The sequence below is a fragment of the Lujinxingia litoralis genome, assembly GCF_003260125.1.
GTDB classification, from domain to species: domain Bacteria; phylum Myxococcota_A; class Bradymonadia; order Bradymonadales; family Bradymonadaceae; genus Lujinxingia; species Lujinxingia litoralis.
In genome coordinates, this window is the sequence record NZ_QHKO01000009.1 from 5,001 (window position 1) to 20,861 (window position 15,861).

A 15,861-nucleotide genomic window follows, 5' to 3' on the forward strand; every position below is an offset into this window, starting at 1 on the left:
CAAAGAAGTTCAGCGAGCACGAAGGGTTGAACTATCGCTCGAAGGTGCTGGTTGATGAGTCGCTGAAGGATCCGGCGAATCATCTCTTCTGTGAGGCGGAGCACCTGTATGTCGCTTTGTGGCGGGGGTACGAGCCGGATCGCTGGGGGTACTCGTTGTGGTCGGGCTGTGGGGAGGATAACGAGTTCGCCTGGAAAGAGGTGCTTGATCCGGTGGGATTGGACGGTGATCTGGTCGATGCGGTGGCACCGCTGGCGGAGAGCATTGCGGAGAGTGTGTATCAGGCATCTGAGGCGCAGTGTTATCTGGCGCATTGTTAGATGAGAGCGTAGGTACGCCGCGGGGGGGGGCGGTCGCCCGGGTGGGGTGGGGACGTGGGACGCAGCGTGTGTGATGGCGATAGTAATAGACGTAGGCGGTCGGAGCGGCTGCGAAGGGTGTGCGTTTGAAGAAGCGGAGTGCGTTGTGGACGCGGGCTTATCCGGCGCTGGTGTCGATGGTGGGCGGCGTAGGTCTGGGGCTGGCGTTGACGTTTCTGGTGGGGGCCTGGCTCTCCGCGCAGCCGGGGTGGGAGAGCTGGGAGGCGTTTTTTCGGCCGCGGGCGTTAAGCATGATGTTGGTGCCCTATGTGTTCTTGCTGGCGCACCTGGTGTTGCGGGTTCATGTGGGGCATTTTTTGCTGGAGCGCGGGGAGCTGGAGGCTGCGGAGCGTTATGCGTCTCGGCGGGGGCGTCCCTCGTGGATGAGGAGCCGGCGGGAAGCAGCAAATCATTGTGGGGTGTGGGCCAGAGCGCTGCTGGGGCAGGGGCGTTATCAAGATTGCGAGAAGGTCGTGGGAGAGGGGCTGCGTTTTGCACCGAGCTACTATCAGGCGGAGTTGAGGCGCTGGGGAGTCGAGGTTGCGTTGCGGCGAGATGATCGGCTGGGCGTGCGGGAGCAGGTAGCGGCGCTGGGGCAGGACCTTGGGAAGGGCCGGCGTCAGGCCGCGTTGCGGGCGTGTCTGGCAGAGTTGGCGCTTCGGGAGGGCGATATGAAGGCCTATGAGGAGGAGATGACGCGGGCGTTGTGGGCTGATGCCGGTCATCCCAGGGCACGCATCACGCGAACGTTGGCGATGGTGGAGTTTGCCGGAGAGGGGGCCGAGCACGGCGACGCGCTGGCGATGCTTGCGCTTGTCGAAGCCAGGGTTGGCGACGAGATTCCAGCACGCAGGAGTGAGTTGGCGGCGTTGCGCGCGTGGCTGCTCTCGGCTTTGGCGAGGCATCAAGAAGCAAGGGATGCGCTGGCCGAGGCGGAGTCGGGGCCGCAGGATCTCTGGTCAACACGGGTGCTCGAGAGCGTGCGTGCGGAGCTGGAGCACGCAGGTTGAGCCCGGGAGCAGGCCGCTGAGGAGAAGTATACAAGCGGTCGAGGTCCGGGATGAGGGTAAGGCGCGATTGCAGGGTGGGGTTAGCGTATAAGGTGTGCGACGAGTGCGGCGAGCTTGTGGAGGAGGTCGGCCGCGATCGTCCACGCTTTTATATCCACGGTTACGAGCAGATCTTGCCGGCGCTGGAGCACAAGCTCAGCGGGCTTCATGTGGGAGAGAAGTTCTGCGTGACACTGAAGCCGGGAGAGGCTTTTGGGCGATATGAGGAGCGCCTGTGTCAGCGGGTTCCTCGGTGGCGTTTTCCGTCCGATGTCTCACTGGTCGTCGGGGCTCGTCTGGAGTTGGGGATCGACGACCACGGGCTGGGGATTGATTACGGGACGGTTCTTTTTTGTATCAAAGAGGTCGGGGCCGACGAGGTGGTGGTGGATGGGAACCATCCGTTGGCCGGCCGAGAGCTGACCTACCGCGGAGAGATCGTGGAAGTCCGCGTGGCCAGTTACCGAGAGCTGGAGGCGATGGGGCCTCAGACGTTGCCGCACGGGTTGCGTCTTTAGGGGGCGAATTGCCAGCGCAGGGGCGAGGGGCCCGTAGGCAGGGGCTCGTCGGAGGCTGGTGCGATGGTCTGCGGCGAGAGAAGCAGCGCCTCTGTGGAGGTCAGGCTTCCGCCGGGCTGCCACAGGATCGGGGTCCGGGCGGAGTTCTGGGCACGGGCTCGTGTGGCGAGTGCGGTGATGGCGAGTTCCGGGCGGTCTTCACGGAATTCGAAGCCCACCAGTGCGCGAATCATGTCTTCGTGGAGGGTCCAGTGTCCCTGGCGTTCGGGGACCAGCAGGGTGTGCTGGTAGCTATCGACCAGGGGGTTGCGTGAGGCGACCAGGGGAGCTTCCACAATCGTGAGCCGTCCCGGGCGTAATCCACCGGTGTGGCCGACCTGGGGAACCAGGGTACGGAGGATGTCGTCACGCTGGGGAGGAAGCGCGCGGAACTGCGGCATCTGCGGCAGCCAGGCCCCGAGGTTCACCGGGGCCGCATCTGTGGTGGGAGTGGCGAGTACGAAGGAGCGTTCGGCGATTGTGGCGCATTCCACCGGAGCGTCGGTGCGCAGGGGGAGCGTTGAGGGGGCGTCTTCCGGGATGTCAGTGGCCAGGATGAATTCCATCGGGGTATCGCTCAGGTCGTTGCGAAGCCGGGTGATGGGAGGGGCCTCCCACCAGTCGGCCGGTATGGCGAAGCTTGCACCGATATGCTGGTAGAGGAGGCCGCCGTTTCCGTAGCGCGGGTCTTCGGGATCGGAGTGCCCGAAGGTCAGGGCGCGGATGCGCCTGGCGAGTTCGAGCGGCGTGCGGGCACGTCCCTCCTCCCAAGGATCGCCACCACTGTTGGGCGGCTCCACAAAGATGGGGATCAGCTGCGTACGGGCGTGTTCCGGAGCCAGCCGAGGGACGGGAACCGGGACATCGCCGAGGGTGAGCGTAAGGCGGAGATCGACGGGTTGGCTGGCGAGGCTTTCGCAGTGGCGAGGCAGGGGGGCGAGGCGAAGGCGTCGGCGATTGCCTTCTGACTCCACGTAGGCCAGCGCAGGCCCCTGAATGGTCAGGGTGAGGGGAATGGTGGCGGTCTTAATCGTCAGCCCCACTACGGGCGTTGTGGCGATCTGAGAGAGGTCGTCTGTGGCAGCGAGGAGGTCGGTGGGGTAGGCGCGTAGCGCTCCCTGTGGGAGGTCCAGGAGCCAGTCGCCGCGTTCCAGATCGACGTGGAGTTCCAGAATCGCCTGGGGGTTCCCCGGGGCGATCCACCAGGTGGCTCGGTCGCCATTATCGGAGCGAGCATCCAGCGCGTGCCACGGGCCGATCACGAGGTGGGAGAAGTCCCAGTAGTGAGAAGTAGGCGCCGGGGTGGGGGCAAAACGCATTCCGTCGGGCCATCGAAGCGTGGCGGGAGCCCCCGGAGTCCAGGTGAGTTCGGGGGCATCCTCGGCATGGGGCCATTCGATGGACGGAATGGCGGGGGGCTCGGGGAGGTCGACTTCGGCGGGCGGTGGCGGGGCCTGGCGAGGCCATAACAGGATGGTTGCCAGGGCGACGAGCGCCAGCGAGGCGGCCAGAAGGATGGCGCGCGTGCGAGATGAGAGAGAGGCCATAAGGAGTGGCGAGGGCTGGGGTCCCGGAAGGTGTGTGCTTGCCTGGGGGGGAGTGTAGCGTCGGGGGACTCGGGCGCCAGAAAATGGCCCCTGGCATGCGAGTAGCGCGGCCTGCGGGGGCTAAGGCCGGGCGTTGGAGTGATTAGGTGGCGAGCAGCTCGACTTCGGGGAGGGGGGGCGTGGCCAGGCTGTCGAGGTTGGGGGCTCGGGGGGGATGTAAGTTGCTATCAGGCTATGGTTTTTGCGTCATCAGGGCTGTGCTAGGCTCAGCGTCGATGGTGAGGTGGCCTTTGTGTAGCCGTGGAGGCGGTATGCGAGCGAGTGTCGTGACGAGGCGGCGTGGGGTGCCGGTCGGCGGGATAGGGTGTTGGATAGCTGTGGCATTGCTGATGGTGCTTTGTGGCGGTTGTATTGAGGACCCAGACCTGTTTCAGCCGCGTTTTCGTGGGGATGCTGGCGAGTTGCCTGATGGGGGAGAAGACGCCCCCAGCTGCGAAGAGGAGCCGGTGGATTGTCAGGCAGCCGGCGGATGCGGTTGGGTTGAAGATCGCTGCGGTGAGCTCGTGGATTGCGGATTGTGTCCCGGGGAGGAACGCCTGGAGCTTCGGCCGGATGAGTTGGTGCTGAGCCTGGGAGAGCGTGCCGAATTGCGGGCGGTGTGGCGAAGTTTGGAGGGAGAGCGCGCGGTGGAGCAGGAATTGCGCTGGTCCAGTGATTCGGCCGCGGTGGAGGTGGATGCCTCGGGCCAGGTCCAGGCGATAAGTTATGGCGAGGGGGTGATTCGCGCTTCGTCGGCCGATGGAGGACAGGAGGCCCGTGCCCGGGTTGCCGTGGCGGCGCCCCTGGCGCGTTTGGAGCTGAGCCTGGAGTCGTCGCGCGTTCATGTAGGGGCCGAAGGGGTGGTGGAGGTCGCTTTTTTTGATGCGTTGGAGGCGCCCACGGCGGCGCGGGCGCTGCGCTGGGAGTCGAGCGATGAGAGCGTGCTTCGGGTGGATGATGAAGGGCGCGTTCAGGGGATCGCCAGCGGCCGGGCGCAGGTGTCGGCGCAGGCCGGTGAGGTGCGCGCGTCGCTGGAAGTGGAAGTGTACTTTGTCTGGCGCGACGTGACGCCTGGCGAGATGTTTAGCTGTGGCCTCTCCGGTGCTCGTCGGGCGTATTGTTGGGGGGCCAATGAGGCCGGGCAGCTGGGGGATGGTACGACGGAGGCGCGCGCGGAGCCGCGGGAGATCCTGGGTGGGCTTCGGTTTGAGGCGTTGAGCGCCGGGAAAGACTTCGTCTGTGGGATCGGGGCTCAGGGCGGGGTCTACTGCTGGGGCAATAATGCGCAGGGGCAATCGGGGCAGCCGATCGGAGAGGAGACGCGGCGAGTGCTGGAGCCGACGCAGGTGATTCGACGCACGGCTGCTGGTGCGGAGGCGCTGGAGCTTTCGCGGATGGACTCCGGGCTGGCGTACACCTGTGGGGTGCACGATGCCAGCGCGCGGGTGTACTGCTGGGGGATCAATAACTCCGGGCAGATCGGACGTGTGCCGGCGGATGGCTATCCGGGGGTGTACGATAGTCCGATGGTGATCGGGGGCGATGCGTATGAGGCTGTGCTGGTGGCCACGGCCTACCCGGTGGGTTGTGCGACAAGCCCGAGCGGGGAGGTGGCTTGCTGGGGCTGGCAGAAAGATCTGTTATTGAGTCTGGTAGATGAGGAGGCGCCCGACGTAATCGGTGAGCCGATGCCCCTGGCTACGCAGGTGGCGTTTGTGCAGATGGCCGGCGCTCGACGGCACTTCTGTGGTCTGGATGTCGGGGGGCAGCTTTACTGCTGGGGGCGCAACGGTCTGGGGCAGCTGGGAACGGGGGATCAGGCAACGAGCGGGGCGCCTGTCGAGGCCAGCACCGAGGCGCGCTTTCAGAAGATTTCGATCGGGGCGAGCCACGGGTGTGCGGTGACCCTGGATGGCTCGGAGGTGCACTGCTGGGGAGACAGCCGCTCGGGGCAGGCCGGGCCGTCGCAGGACCGGGTGCTGGCTCCTGTGCCGGTGACGCTTTCGGAGGGCAGTTTTGTGGATGTGGGCGCCGGCGGCCAGCATAGCTGTGCGCTGGCGGCGTCGGGGCGCCTCTATTGTTTCGGCCGGGGGGATGAGGGGCAGTGTGGCCCTGGCGAGGGGGCGGTGCGCGAGGTGCCAGGCTTCTGAGGACAAGGTGGAGCCACAAAAAAAGCGCGTCCGGGAGCGGACGCGCTTTTGGCGTTTCTTGGGGGGGCTGTGCAGCGGGCCCCTTAGTCGTCGTATTCGTCGCGCAATTTCTCCAGCCCGGTGGCTTCGACCTGACGGATGCGCTCGCGGGTGAGGTTTAAGAGCTCCCCGACCTCTTCGAGGGTGATGCCGCCACGGTCGGCGACGTCCAGCGCGCAGGTCTCGGAGAGCTCCCAGACTTCGAGCCCGGGGAAGTTGAGCTTGATGGAGCCGGTGTTGGGGTTGACGTCGAGGTAGAGGTGGTACTTACACGAGACGTAGGGGCAGGGGCGCTCGGCCATGCGGCACTGGTCGCGGTGGGCGGGGCGCTTGCTCTCGATGGAGTTGAAGACCTCGGCGATCTCCTGACGTTCGGCCTCGGAGAGCTTTTTGAGGGCGATCGTTTTGCTGCGGCGGAGCCCTTTTCGGGCGCCGCGTTTGTTGGCGGTCCGCCGTCGCTTTTTATTCTCGGCCATGCGCGTCGACTGCCTCAAAAGGGTTGGCGATCAGGGAAAGTTACGCTAGCCGAAGGTAAGCCGCGCCTCTTCTCTGTGTCAACCGCGGCGGTGAGCGGGCCCGGGAGGCGGTTTTGGGGGTGAATTCGGGGTCGGGAGCGCGCGTCGAGAGGAAGCCGGGAGGCGGCCCGGGCCGCGCTCGGAGCGCGGGGGCAATGGTGGTAGAGTGGCGCGCGACGAGGAGTGGTTGCGCGTATGCGCGACCGATAGGAGGGCGACCGGTGGTCGCTCGGCAGCAGAGCAGTCATGGCACTTCTGGACGACATTCAGTTTCGGGTCTACCGAAGCTACGTGAAGATCCCGCTGATCTTCTTTGTGCCTGCGCTCACGCTGCTCTCGCTCTGGGCCCTGGTGTATTTCGGGGCGAACCATCCCGCGGTCTGGCGCGGGGTTCAGGGGCAGCTGCATCGGGTGCTCAAGGGGCATCTGGAGTTTGAGTACGCCGCGCTCGGCCCGAGCCTGACCACGGTGCGCGGATATCAGGCCCGGCTGATGACGCCGGAGCGCGAGCCGGTGATCGAGGCCCCGGAGCTCTACGCCGACCTGAGTGCGTTGATGCTGATCGGGGGGCGGTTGGAGTTTGAGGAGGCCCGGGTGCGCGAGCCGCGTATCGGGCTCCACTTTGATGAGGGGGGGCGCCTCAATATTTTGCGGGCGCTGGGGATCGGCGACGAGGAGCGGGACCCGGAGAAGGAGGTGCCCCTGTCGGTGGGCTTTGCCCGGGTGCATCTGCAAGACGCTGATTTTGAGTTTGCCGAGCAGCGCTTTGACTTCCGGGTGCCCGATATCGTGATCGATGGGGGCAGCGTGTATGTGGAGCCGGAGACGGTGCTCATCAATGTGGATGCGCTCCACATCGCCGAGGCCGACTTTCGGTTTAAGCCGGAGCTCTTTTATTTTCCGCAGGAGCGCGGCGACTGGACCTTCAAGGTGCGTGATTTTGCGCTGGAGGGCTGGCAGTGGGCCAACAAGGGCTTTGCGGTGGAGCGGGTGGAGGCCGATGTTGAGGGGTTCGGGCTGATCTTCGGGGGGCGGATGACCTTTCCGGGCGGGGAGCGGGCTGAGGGCGGAGGGATGTTTTACGATGCCTGGGGACGGCTCTCGGCGCCCTTTCATAGCCCGCTTCTGCAGTATTTTTTGCAGGATAATCTGCATTTTGACATCGAGCGCCTGGACCTGGAGTTGACCGGGAGCCTGGAGGAGGTGCGGGGTCGTGCCGAGGTGGATGTCAACGTGCTGGAGGGCAACGGTCTCTACTTCGAGGGGTTGGAGGGCACGCTGGCGCTGAATAATCGTTTTGTGACGACCAGCGACCTGCGTGGGGAGTTCTATCAGGGGGAGATCGAGGTCTTCGACGCGTTTTTCAACATTCTGGAGCAGCGTTTCGGGGCACACGCCGCGCTTAAGGGTGTGGACCCGGCCCTGGTGGCCGGCGCCCTGAATCAGGATCAGCCCTTTTTGCACGGGGCACTCGCCGGGGAGGTGATGCTGACCGGGGAGTTGCCGGCGAGCTCGCGGCCTGATCCGGAGACGCCCTTTGCGTTGTTGTATGCGGCGCATAGCCGCTTTGCGCAGGTGGAGGTCGCCAGTCGCGTGCGTCTGGTGCGGGATAACGATCTGCTCTTTCCCAACCGGGAGCTGGTGTTGGAGCGGGGCAGTCAGGTGTGGCTGGATCCCTGGCGGGTGGGGGTGCCCTTTGCCCGGGTGCGTTCGGGGGAGGACCGCCTGCAGCTGCGGAACTACGTCCAGGAGATCGCCTCGATGCGCATCGACGCGCATGCCGGGCCGCCCCCGCGCTTTACCGGGAGGCTGGCCGATATGACGCCGTACGCGGCGTACTACGGGATGGGCGGGCTGAGCGGGCCGGCCGATCTTGAGATGACGATGAAGGGCTTTGTGGGGAGTCCGGAGCTGGCGCTGAGCCTGCGCATGGCTCAGCCGGGCTGGCGTCTGGATGAGGATAACCTGTTGGTTGGCGATCGCCTGGCGCTGGATCTGGAGATCGAGGATGGCGATGTGATCATCCGCCGGGGGGAGTTTGACTCGAACTTCGGGGATCTCAGAGCGAAGGGGCGAGTGGGGTGGATGGCCGGCCCGCCGGCGCCCGGGGCGCCGGCGCCCTGGCCGGTGTGGGAGCGGCGGGCCTGGCAGCCGGTGGATCTCGATGTGGAGGTTCGGGGGCTGGAGCTGGCGCTCTTAAGTCAGGAGATTCACGACCAGTTGATGGCCACCGGCAAGCTCGACGCCGAGGTCGAGCTGGGAGGCGCGCTGCAGGGGTTCTCCGGGGCGTTTGATGCGCGCTGGCGAGATGGCTCGGTGCGCGGCCAGGCGCTGGAGCGGGCGCGGGCCCGGGGGCGTTTTGACCCGCAGGGGGTGGAGCTGGAGCGAACCTGGGCCAACTTCGGTTCGGCGGGGCGTTTCTCCATCAGCGGTCGCTACGGCTATGCCGGCGCGCTCGACGTGGAGTTGGAGGGGCAGTCGATTGAGCTGGCCGAGGTGCGTGAGCTCTACGAGCTGCCGATGTCGGTAGCCGGGCAGGGGCGCTTCTACCTCAAGGGGCAGGGGAGCGTGCGCGAGCCGATCTTCTCGGGCGGGGCCGAGGTCCGCGACCTGGCGCTGGACGGGCGGGTGTACGGCGATGTGGCCACCGCCATTCATACCCTGGACGGGGTGGTGCACCTGGCGGGGGGGCTCTTGCCCTGGGTGTCGGTTTCGATGGAGCTGCCCCTGGATGGCTCGTCGCCCTACTACGCGCGGGTGGGCATGGAGGAGCTCGATTTGATGGCCTTTCTGCCGGAGTTACGGGCCAATGAGATGCTCGACGAGGCGCAGGTCAGCGGGGTGAGCGAGGTGTTTATCGAGCGGGATTTCTCGCGTCATCAGGCGCTCTTCTATCTGACGCAGCTGGAGGTGGAGAGCCGGGGGCAGGTGATCACCAACCGCGGGCCGGTGGCTGTGGGGTATAATAACGGGGAGTTGATCCAGTTTCAGCAGGCCACGCTGGGCAGCGGGGGGCGCTACTTCAATCTGACCGGGGGCATCATGTTGGAGCCGCGGCTGATGGATGTGCGGGTGGATGGAGAGGTGGATCTGGCGCTTCTCGACAGCGTGCGGGCCGGGTTCCCGGAGTATTTTCCGGACTTCTTTGTGGAGGCCCAGGGCAGCGCCACGATGGACATGCGGGTGAGCGGTCCGCCGGAGAACTTTCTGGCGGAGGGCTCCATTGAGTTTGGGGCCAGCGAGTGGGACCTGCGGGCGTTACCCGAGCCGCTGAGTTTGCAGGGTGGGCAGATGATCTTCAGCGATGCGGGCATTGAGATTCCCGCCGAGCGCCCGCTGGCGGGCATCGTGCTGGGAGGGCAGACCCGGGTGGCCGGGACCATCGGGTATCTGGCCGATCAGCCGCGGCGGCTCGATCTGCAGATGTGGAGCCACAATATGAGCTACCGCATCCCGGAGATGGCGCAGCTGGCCTTTGATACCAACCTGCGCATGCAGGCGGAGGACTGGCAGCGGTGGGAGACCTGGCTGGTGAGCGGCGATTTCAACATTCTGGACGGGCTCTACACCCAGCGGGTGCGCATTGTGGAGCAGGAGCTGGCCGGGCGGGTGTTCGGGGCGTTTAACCGGCAGGCCCGGCGCTATGAACAGAGCCTCTTTGAGCTGATCCCGGCGCTGAACGATGTGCGCTTTGACCTCAACGTGCGGGCGCGCGACGGGTTCCGGTTGCAGAGCCTGGTGGAGCGTCTGGAACTCGATCTGGAGTTTCGCTTCGATCTGCGGTTGCGCGACACGCTGGTGGCGCCGCGGATCTCGGGGACGATCGACGTGATCGACGGGCAGGTGGCCTTTCAGGGCGAGGCCTTCGAGGTGCGCTCGGGCTCGGTGCGTTTTGATGATGATGTGGGCAACCCCTACCTCGATATCGTGGCCGGGGCAGATGTGCGCAACACCTGTCGGGAGGCGGATTTCCTCGATGAGAGAAACTCGACGATGATGCTCAGCTCCAACCTCGACGCCACCGGTCAGGAGTATTATCACATCATCATGAACATTCGCGGCTACCTCAATAACCTGGACCTGCTCATGGAGAGCAACCCATACGCCGACCAGCGCGACATTTTGAGCCTGCTCCTGACCGGGTGCACCGTCGATCAGCTCACCGCTTCCAGCGCGAGTCGGCCGACGCTGGAGATCGCCCTGGGTCCGTTGCTCGGGCGGCTGGAGCGGGAGATTCAGGACGTGGTCAAGGTGGAGGAGTTCACGATCATGCCCGGGGTGGAGCGTACCCAGGTGCGCATCGGCGATGCGCTCACCCGGCGGCTGTCCTGGCGTTTTCAGCTCGATACCGGCTTTGCCGATGCCACCGGCGGGCAGCAGTATCAGCTGAAGTACCGCTTAAGCGACCGCTGGTCGACCGAGCTCAGCGAGCGCAGCCGCACGGAGACTCAGCAGTTTTTGATCGATCTGAAGCTGCGCTACCGGCTGCCGCTGGATTAATGACAGACGTGGATGGGCGGTCGGAGCAGGCGTGGAGCAGTCGGTAGACATGGCGAGGGGGGCAGGCAGCGGGGCGCGGTGGCCGGGGTGTGTGTGGGCGGTGGTGCTGGTGCTCTTCGCGTGGATCGGGGCGGCGGGGGCTCAGGAGGCCCCGGCGTCCGGTGGTCCGGATGAGGCGGGCGCCGAGGCGGCGGGAGAGCCGGGCGCGATCAGCCCCTTGAACCCCTTGCCCGGGATTTTTGAGGAGCAGCAGGCCGCGCAGAAGGCCGGGGAGCGCTTTGAGGGGCTGCGCATCGGGCGCTTCTCCTTTAGCTGCGATCTGGACCTGTGTCGGCAGGCGCTGGGGGAGGAGCGCTTTCGGGATATCAGCGGACTTTATGTGGGGCAGCCCTACAGCCAGGAGGCCATGGCGCGGGCGGAGCGCCGGCTGTTGAAGACCGGGTTCTTCTCGGCGGTGAGCGTGGAGCGGCGTCAGGTGGGGCAGTCGGTCTTCATCGCGATGGAGGCTCAGGGGGCAGTGTTGATCCGGCGTGTGCGTTTTGAGGGGCTGAAGCCTCCGCCCTTTGAGAGCGAGCTGCGCAAGGTGCTGATGTATCGCCCGGGGCAGGTGTTTGTGGAGAGTCCGGAGCGGGCCGAGGCGCAACTGGCCAGCCTGGCCGGGATCTTTGAGAGCGAGGGCTACTACGACACCGAAGTGAGTATGGAGGTGAGTCCGGTGCCGGAGCAGCGCCACCTGGTGGACCTGGTCTTTAAGGTGGTGCGGGGCCAGGAGCGCTCGATCTGCGAGATCGGGCTGCGCGGGGTGCGGGGGATGACCACCGCCCGGGCCCAGGAGCTGCTCTTGACCAATGTCTCGGTGCTGGCCCGGCGGGTGCCCCTGGTGCTTCCGACCTACACCACCGAGACGGTGCGGGCCGGGCGCGATGCGCTGATCGCGGAGTACCGTCGGCGCGGGTACTTTCGGGCGCGGGTGGTCTACCAGCAGGTGGAGGAGAGCGGGGAGGAGGGCTGCGTGCGCCTGCTGCTGGAGGTGGATGAGGGGCCCTTCTGGGCGTTGAGCTTTGAGGGGAGCCGGCTCTTTGACGAGGGTACGCTCACCGAGCAGCTGCCCTTTTTTGCCTCGGGCTACGTCGATGCCGATGAGATCCGGGCGGCGGAGGGGGCGATTCGCCAGCTCTATGAGACCCGCGGCTACCCTTTTGCGGCGGTGGAGGGGGAGGAGATCGTGGAAGACCGGCTCAACCGTCGGCTGGTTTTTCGGATCGAGGAGGGGCCCCGGGTGCAGATCAACGGGGTGCGCTTGCATGGGACCAGCGCGTTGGCGGCGGAGGAAGACGTGTTGCTGGCGGAGTTCGGGACGCAGCCCTACGGGCTCTTTGATGCGGCCGGGTACCTGCAGAGTGAGCAGTTGCTGGCGGATATGAGCGGGCTGGAGGAGCGTCTGCGCGGGCAGGGGTATCTCCAGGCGCAGGTACCGATCTACCTGCTGGAGCTCGACAGCTCGGGGGGCGGGATGCAGGTGCATGTGGAGGCTCGCCCCGGAGAGATCACGCAGGTGGATCGGGTGGATGTCAGCGGGGCGCGCGCGCTGCCGGCCGGCACGTTGGAGGCGATGCTGGGGGTGCGGGCCGGCGATGCTTTTGTGCCGGTGAACGTGCGCGCCGATCAGTCGCGGATCTCGCAGTACTATGGCCAGATCGGCTACCCGCTGGCGCGGGTGGAGACGAGCTGTCGGCTGCTCACTGGCGAGGAGGTGCCCTGCGAGGCGCCGCAGCTGCCGGCGCAGTGTCGGGCGATGAGTTTTTCGGAGCTGGACCAGGGGCGCTGCGAGTGGCGCGAGGGGGCGACCCCGACGCTGGCCTGTGCGCGGATTGAGAGGAGCCCGGCCTGCGCGTTCAGCGGCGGGGTGATGGCTTCCCGGGTGCGGGTGCGCCACACTATCGACGAAGGCCCGCGGGTGGAGGTGGGGGAGGTGCTTTTGCGGGGGAATTTCAATACCCGCTCGGAGGTGATCTACCGCGAGTTGCCGTTGAAGACCGGTGATCGCTTCGATGTGCAGAAGCTCATCGAGGGCCAGGGGAACATGCGTCAGCTGGGGATCTTTGACTCGGTGAGCATTGAGACGATCGGGCTGGAGGAGGCCGATCGCCGGGCGGAGACCCTGGAGGCGGCGCTGATCATCACGGTGGAGGAGTCGCGGGCGCGCTTTTTGGAGTTTAGCGTTGGTCTGGAGGGGCGCGATCTGGTGGGCGACGGGCGGCGCCTGTTGCTGACCGGGGAGGTGCAGTTCACCAACCACAACCTGCTGGGCACCGGGCAGCGCTTTCGGCCGCGGTTGATCTCGGCGGTGGATACCCTGGAGCTGGCGCAGCTGGCGCAGGCCGCCGGGGAGGGCGACGCCGGGAATCGAGGGCTGGATTTCTTGTTCGGCGCGGAGCTGATCTACAGCCACCCGCGTTTTCTCAAGGGGAGCACGGGCATCGATCAGCTGCATCTGACGGTGACGCCCTTTTACCTCTACGACCTGCTGGGGGTGACCTACGATCAGGTGTTACGCCAGGAGATGGGCGTGCGCCTGGAACTGCGCAAGGAGCTGGCCGAGATCAGCGAGCGCCTCTACGTGACGCTGGGCGTGGAGGGCAAGCGGGCTCAGACCTGGACGGCCAACGATCCGCGGATCAACGGGGAGCGGGTGTTCTCGGAGTGGCGGGCCACCGCCAAGCTGCTGCCGGAGATCAGCTTCGATCGCCGGGACAGTCCGCTGAACCCGCGGCGGGGGTTTTATCTGGAGCTCAAGCCGGAGCTGGTCAGCGGGGATGCGCTGGGGGTCGATGGGGAGGAGTTTCTGGGGGATAGCTATTTGCGGATGAGCGCGGCGCTGAGCGGGTTTGTGGGGCTGGGGGGCGATTTTGTGCTGGGGCAGGGGCTGCGCTACGGGCAGGTGGTGCCCCTGGCCGGTCGCCAGGCGATGGTGCCGCCGGACGAGCGCTTTTATCTGGGCGGGGTGGGCACGGTGCGGGGGTTTCCGGCCAATGTGCTCGGGCCGGTGGGGCTGCGTCAGCAGCCGCTGGGCGGGGAGTTCCTGCTGAGCTATACCGCGGAGCTGCGTTACCCCTTGCTCAAGGAATGGAACGTGTACGGGGCCACGTTTTTTGACGCCGGGCTGCTGGTCGACTGCTTCGATGAGGCCGGTCAGCGCAGCTCGGGGCGTTGTTTGAAAAATGCCTTCCCGGCCGGGGCGCCCTTCTCCCAGGTGCGCAGCTCGGTGGGGCTGGGGCTTCGCTATCTCATCTTTGACCAGATCCCGCTGCTGTTCGACTACGGGGTGGTGCTGGACCGGCGCCCCGGGGAGAGTTTTGGCAGCGTGCACTTTAACCTCGGGTATTCGTTTTGAGTCGAGACACGCGTGGTACGCGATGGAAGGGGGCGCCGGCGCGCCTGGTGATGATGCTGGCCACCACGGTGGCGCTGTGGCTGGGCGGGGTCGGGTCGGCCGCGGCCGCCAACGAGCCCTGGGCCCAGGGGGTAAGCCGCCCGGAGGATCTGGTGGTGAGCCTGGCGACCTTTAGCCCGGGCGATCCGATCCCGCAGTGGTTCGGGCATACGGCGCTGGTGGTCGAGGATCGCCGGCTCAACGTGGCGCGGCTCTACAACTACGGGATGTTCTCGTTTGATCAGGGGATGCTGCGGCGCTTTGCGATGGGGCGCCTGGAGTTCTGGGTGGCGGCGGCACCGGTGGCGCCGACCTACCAGTTTTACATCCAGGAGGATCGGGATGTGCGGGTGATCGAGCTGAACCTGCCCCCGGAGAAGCGGGCCGAGATGGCGGCTTTTCTGGCCGATAACGTGCGCCCGGAGAATCGCGATTACCTCTATCATCACTACGACGATAACTGCGCCACGCGGGTGCGCGACATCATCGATCAGGCGGTGGGCGGGCAGTTTAAGGAGGCCTTTGACCGGGCCGACCCCCTGACGTTGCGCGGGCATACCCGCAGGCACAGTCAGCATATGATGCCGATGGACTGGCTGCTGATGTTTTTGATGAACGGGGATATCGACCGGGAGATCGCGGCCTGGGACGCGATGTTCTTGCCGGAAGTGCTCGAGGAGGCGGTGCTCGATTTCAGCTGGGTGGATGCCCAGGGCAACGAGCAGCCGCTGGTGCTGCGCACCCACCAGGTGCATCGCTCCAGCCGGGAGCCGGTGCCCCAGGTGCCGCCGACCCACTGGCCGATCTGGCTGGTGGTGGGCGTGGTGCTGGGGGCCGGGGGGCTGGTTTGGGGTCGGGCCTACGGGCGGCGCGCCACGCGGGTGCGGCGAGTGATGTGGGGGGCGCATCTGGCCGGAATGGGGCTCTTGATGGGGGGGCTGGGCACCGGGCTCTTTGTGATGGCGAGCTTTACCGATCACGAGGTGACCTTCTGGAACCTGAATGTGCTGCTGGCCAACCCGCTCACCCTGTGGGCCGGGGGGCAGGGGGTGCGGGTGATGCTGGGGTCTGCCGACGCGGCACGTCGGGCGCTTACCACCTGGAAGGTGCTCCTGGGGCTGGCCAGTTTGGCGCTGGGACTGCAGGTGCTCGGGCTGGTGGTTCCGGCGATCTATCAGGATATGTCGATTCCCCTGGGGCTGCTCTTCCCCTGGATTTTGCTCAACACTCTGGGGGTGATTCTGGCCACGAAAGGCGCCCGGGAGGGGGCGCCAGCGGCCTGAGGGGGCACCTCCCCGGTGAGGGTACGTCGCTGCCCTGGCGAGCCTGAGGAGCGCCGGCATCAGGGTAGCGAGCACCTTCGGGGCGCGTTGGGAGCGAGAGCGCGAGGGGGGGGCAAAGGGGGAAGCGCGTCTTGGGAGTGCCGGCCTGAGGGGGGGCATAAGGGGTAAGCGCGTCGTTGGCGTGCCCGCGAAAGGGTTGGGAGGAGGCTCGGTGGTGAATGGCGAGCGCCGACGCGAGGGTAGGGAGAAGGGTCAAGGGTGGGTGGCGAGTGCCGACGCGAGGGCTCCGGGCAGCCGGCGCGCGTCGGTCAGAAGAGATGTTTCGGGTTAGGAGCAGGGGAGAGGAGCGGGGGCAGAAGAGATTTTCCGGGTAGGGAGAAGGGGTCAAGG

At 66.2% G+C, this 15,861-nt stretch carries 9 protein-coding genes (1 of these 9 cut by a window edge); 7 read left to right on the plus strand and 2 right to left on the minus strand.

The annotated features are described in order from the left end of the window. From DL240_RS15930 to DL240_RS15940, 3 genes are all read left to right on the plus strand, one after another. A protein-coding gene (locus DL240_RS15930) for a hypothetical protein (protein WP_111730896.1) crosses the window boundary here: on the plus strand, positions 1 to 320 show its 3' portion. 307 nt of this gene lie to the left of the window's left edge; 320 of the gene's 627 nt are visible here — the last part of the coding sequence; the start codon falls outside the window, past its left edge; the stop codon is at positions 318 to 320. 125 nt (positions 321 to 445) lie between these two features. After that, positions 446 to 1,369, plus strand: coding sequence for a hypothetical protein (locus tag DL240_RS15935; RefSeq protein ID WP_146618347.1), 924 nt, complete (start codon positions 446 to 448; stop codon positions 1,367 to 1,369). 74 nt (positions 1,370 to 1,443) lie between these two features. Further along, on the plus strand, positions 1,444 to 1,926 hold the full coding sequence (locus DL240_RS15940) for an FKBP-type peptidyl-prolyl cis-trans isomerase (RefSeq protein WP_111730898.1): 483 nt from the start codon (positions 1,444 to 1,446) through the stop codon (positions 1,924 to 1,926). Here the strand turns inward: DL240_RS15940 and DL240_RS15945 are convergent. Then, positions 1,923 to 3,512 carry a hypothetical protein gene (locus DL240_RS15945; protein WP_111730899.1) on the minus strand — a complete coding sequence of 530 codons (1,590 nt, stop codon included), beginning with the start codon at positions 3,510 to 3,512 and terminating at the stop codon, positions 1,923 to 1,925. The two genes, DL240_RS15940 and DL240_RS15945, sit on opposite strands and share 4 nt — an antisense overlap. A gap of 461 nt (positions 3,513 to 3,973) precedes the next feature. Here DL240_RS15945 and DL240_RS15950 point away from each other — a divergent pair, with 461 nt between their 5' ends. Further along, positions 3,974 to 5,701 (plus strand): Ig-like domain-containing protein, encoded by a 1,728-nt coding sequence (locus tag DL240_RS15950; protein WP_158542633.1) that lies wholly within the window; start codon positions 3,974 to 3,976, stop codon positions 5,699 to 5,701. 83 nt (positions 5,702 to 5,784) lie between these two features. On the opposite strand, the gene DL240_RS20985 is transcribed toward DL240_RS15950, so the two are convergent. Next, entirely contained in the window at positions 5,785 to 6,216 is a 432-nt protein-coding gene (locus DL240_RS20985; RefSeq protein WP_111730901.1) for a sigma factor-like helix-turn-helix DNA-binding protein, read from the minus strand. Between the two features lie 285 nt (positions 6,217 to 6,501). Between DL240_RS20985 and DL240_RS15960 the strand changes: the two genes are divergently transcribed. From DL240_RS15960 to DL240_RS20805, 3 genes are read left to right on the plus strand one after another with little or no spacing between them, the layout of a single operon-like run. Then, positions 6,502 to 10,755, plus strand: a complete 4,254-nt coding sequence (locus DL240_RS15960) for a translocation/assembly module TamB domain-containing protein (protein ID WP_111730902.1) — start codon at positions 6,502 to 6,504, stop codon at positions 10,753 to 10,755. A gap of 31 nt (positions 10,756 to 10,786) precedes the next feature. Further along, complete coding sequence (locus DL240_RS15965) at positions 10,787 to 14,149, plus strand: POTRA domain-containing protein (protein WP_158542635.1); 3,363 nt, start codon at positions 10,787 to 10,789, stop codon at positions 14,147 to 14,149. After that, on the plus strand, positions 14,146 to 15,471 hold the full coding sequence (locus DL240_RS20805) for an Lnb N-terminal periplasmic domain-containing protein (RefSeq protein ID WP_146618348.1): 1,326 nt from the start codon (positions 14,146 to 14,148) through the stop codon (positions 15,469 to 15,471). The genes DL240_RS15965 and DL240_RS20805 overlap by 4 nt, the downstream gene beginning before the upstream one ends. Positions 15,472 to 15,861: the final 390 nt, after the last annotated feature.

Excerpts from the sequence above, each read along its gene's own strand:
- DL240_RS15945 (WP_111730899.1), bottom strand. The coding sequence starts at position 3,512 with ATGGCCTCTCTCTCATCTCGCACGCGCGCCATCCTTCTGGCCGCCTCG.
- DL240_RS20985 (WP_111730901.1), bottom strand. The coding sequence starts at position 6,216 with ATGGCCGAGAATAAAAAGCGACGGCGGACCGCCAACAAACGCGGCGCC.
- DL240_RS15960 (WP_111730902.1), top strand. The coding sequence starts at position 6,502 with ATGGCACTTCTGGACGACATTCAGTTTCGGGTCTACCGAAGCTACGTG.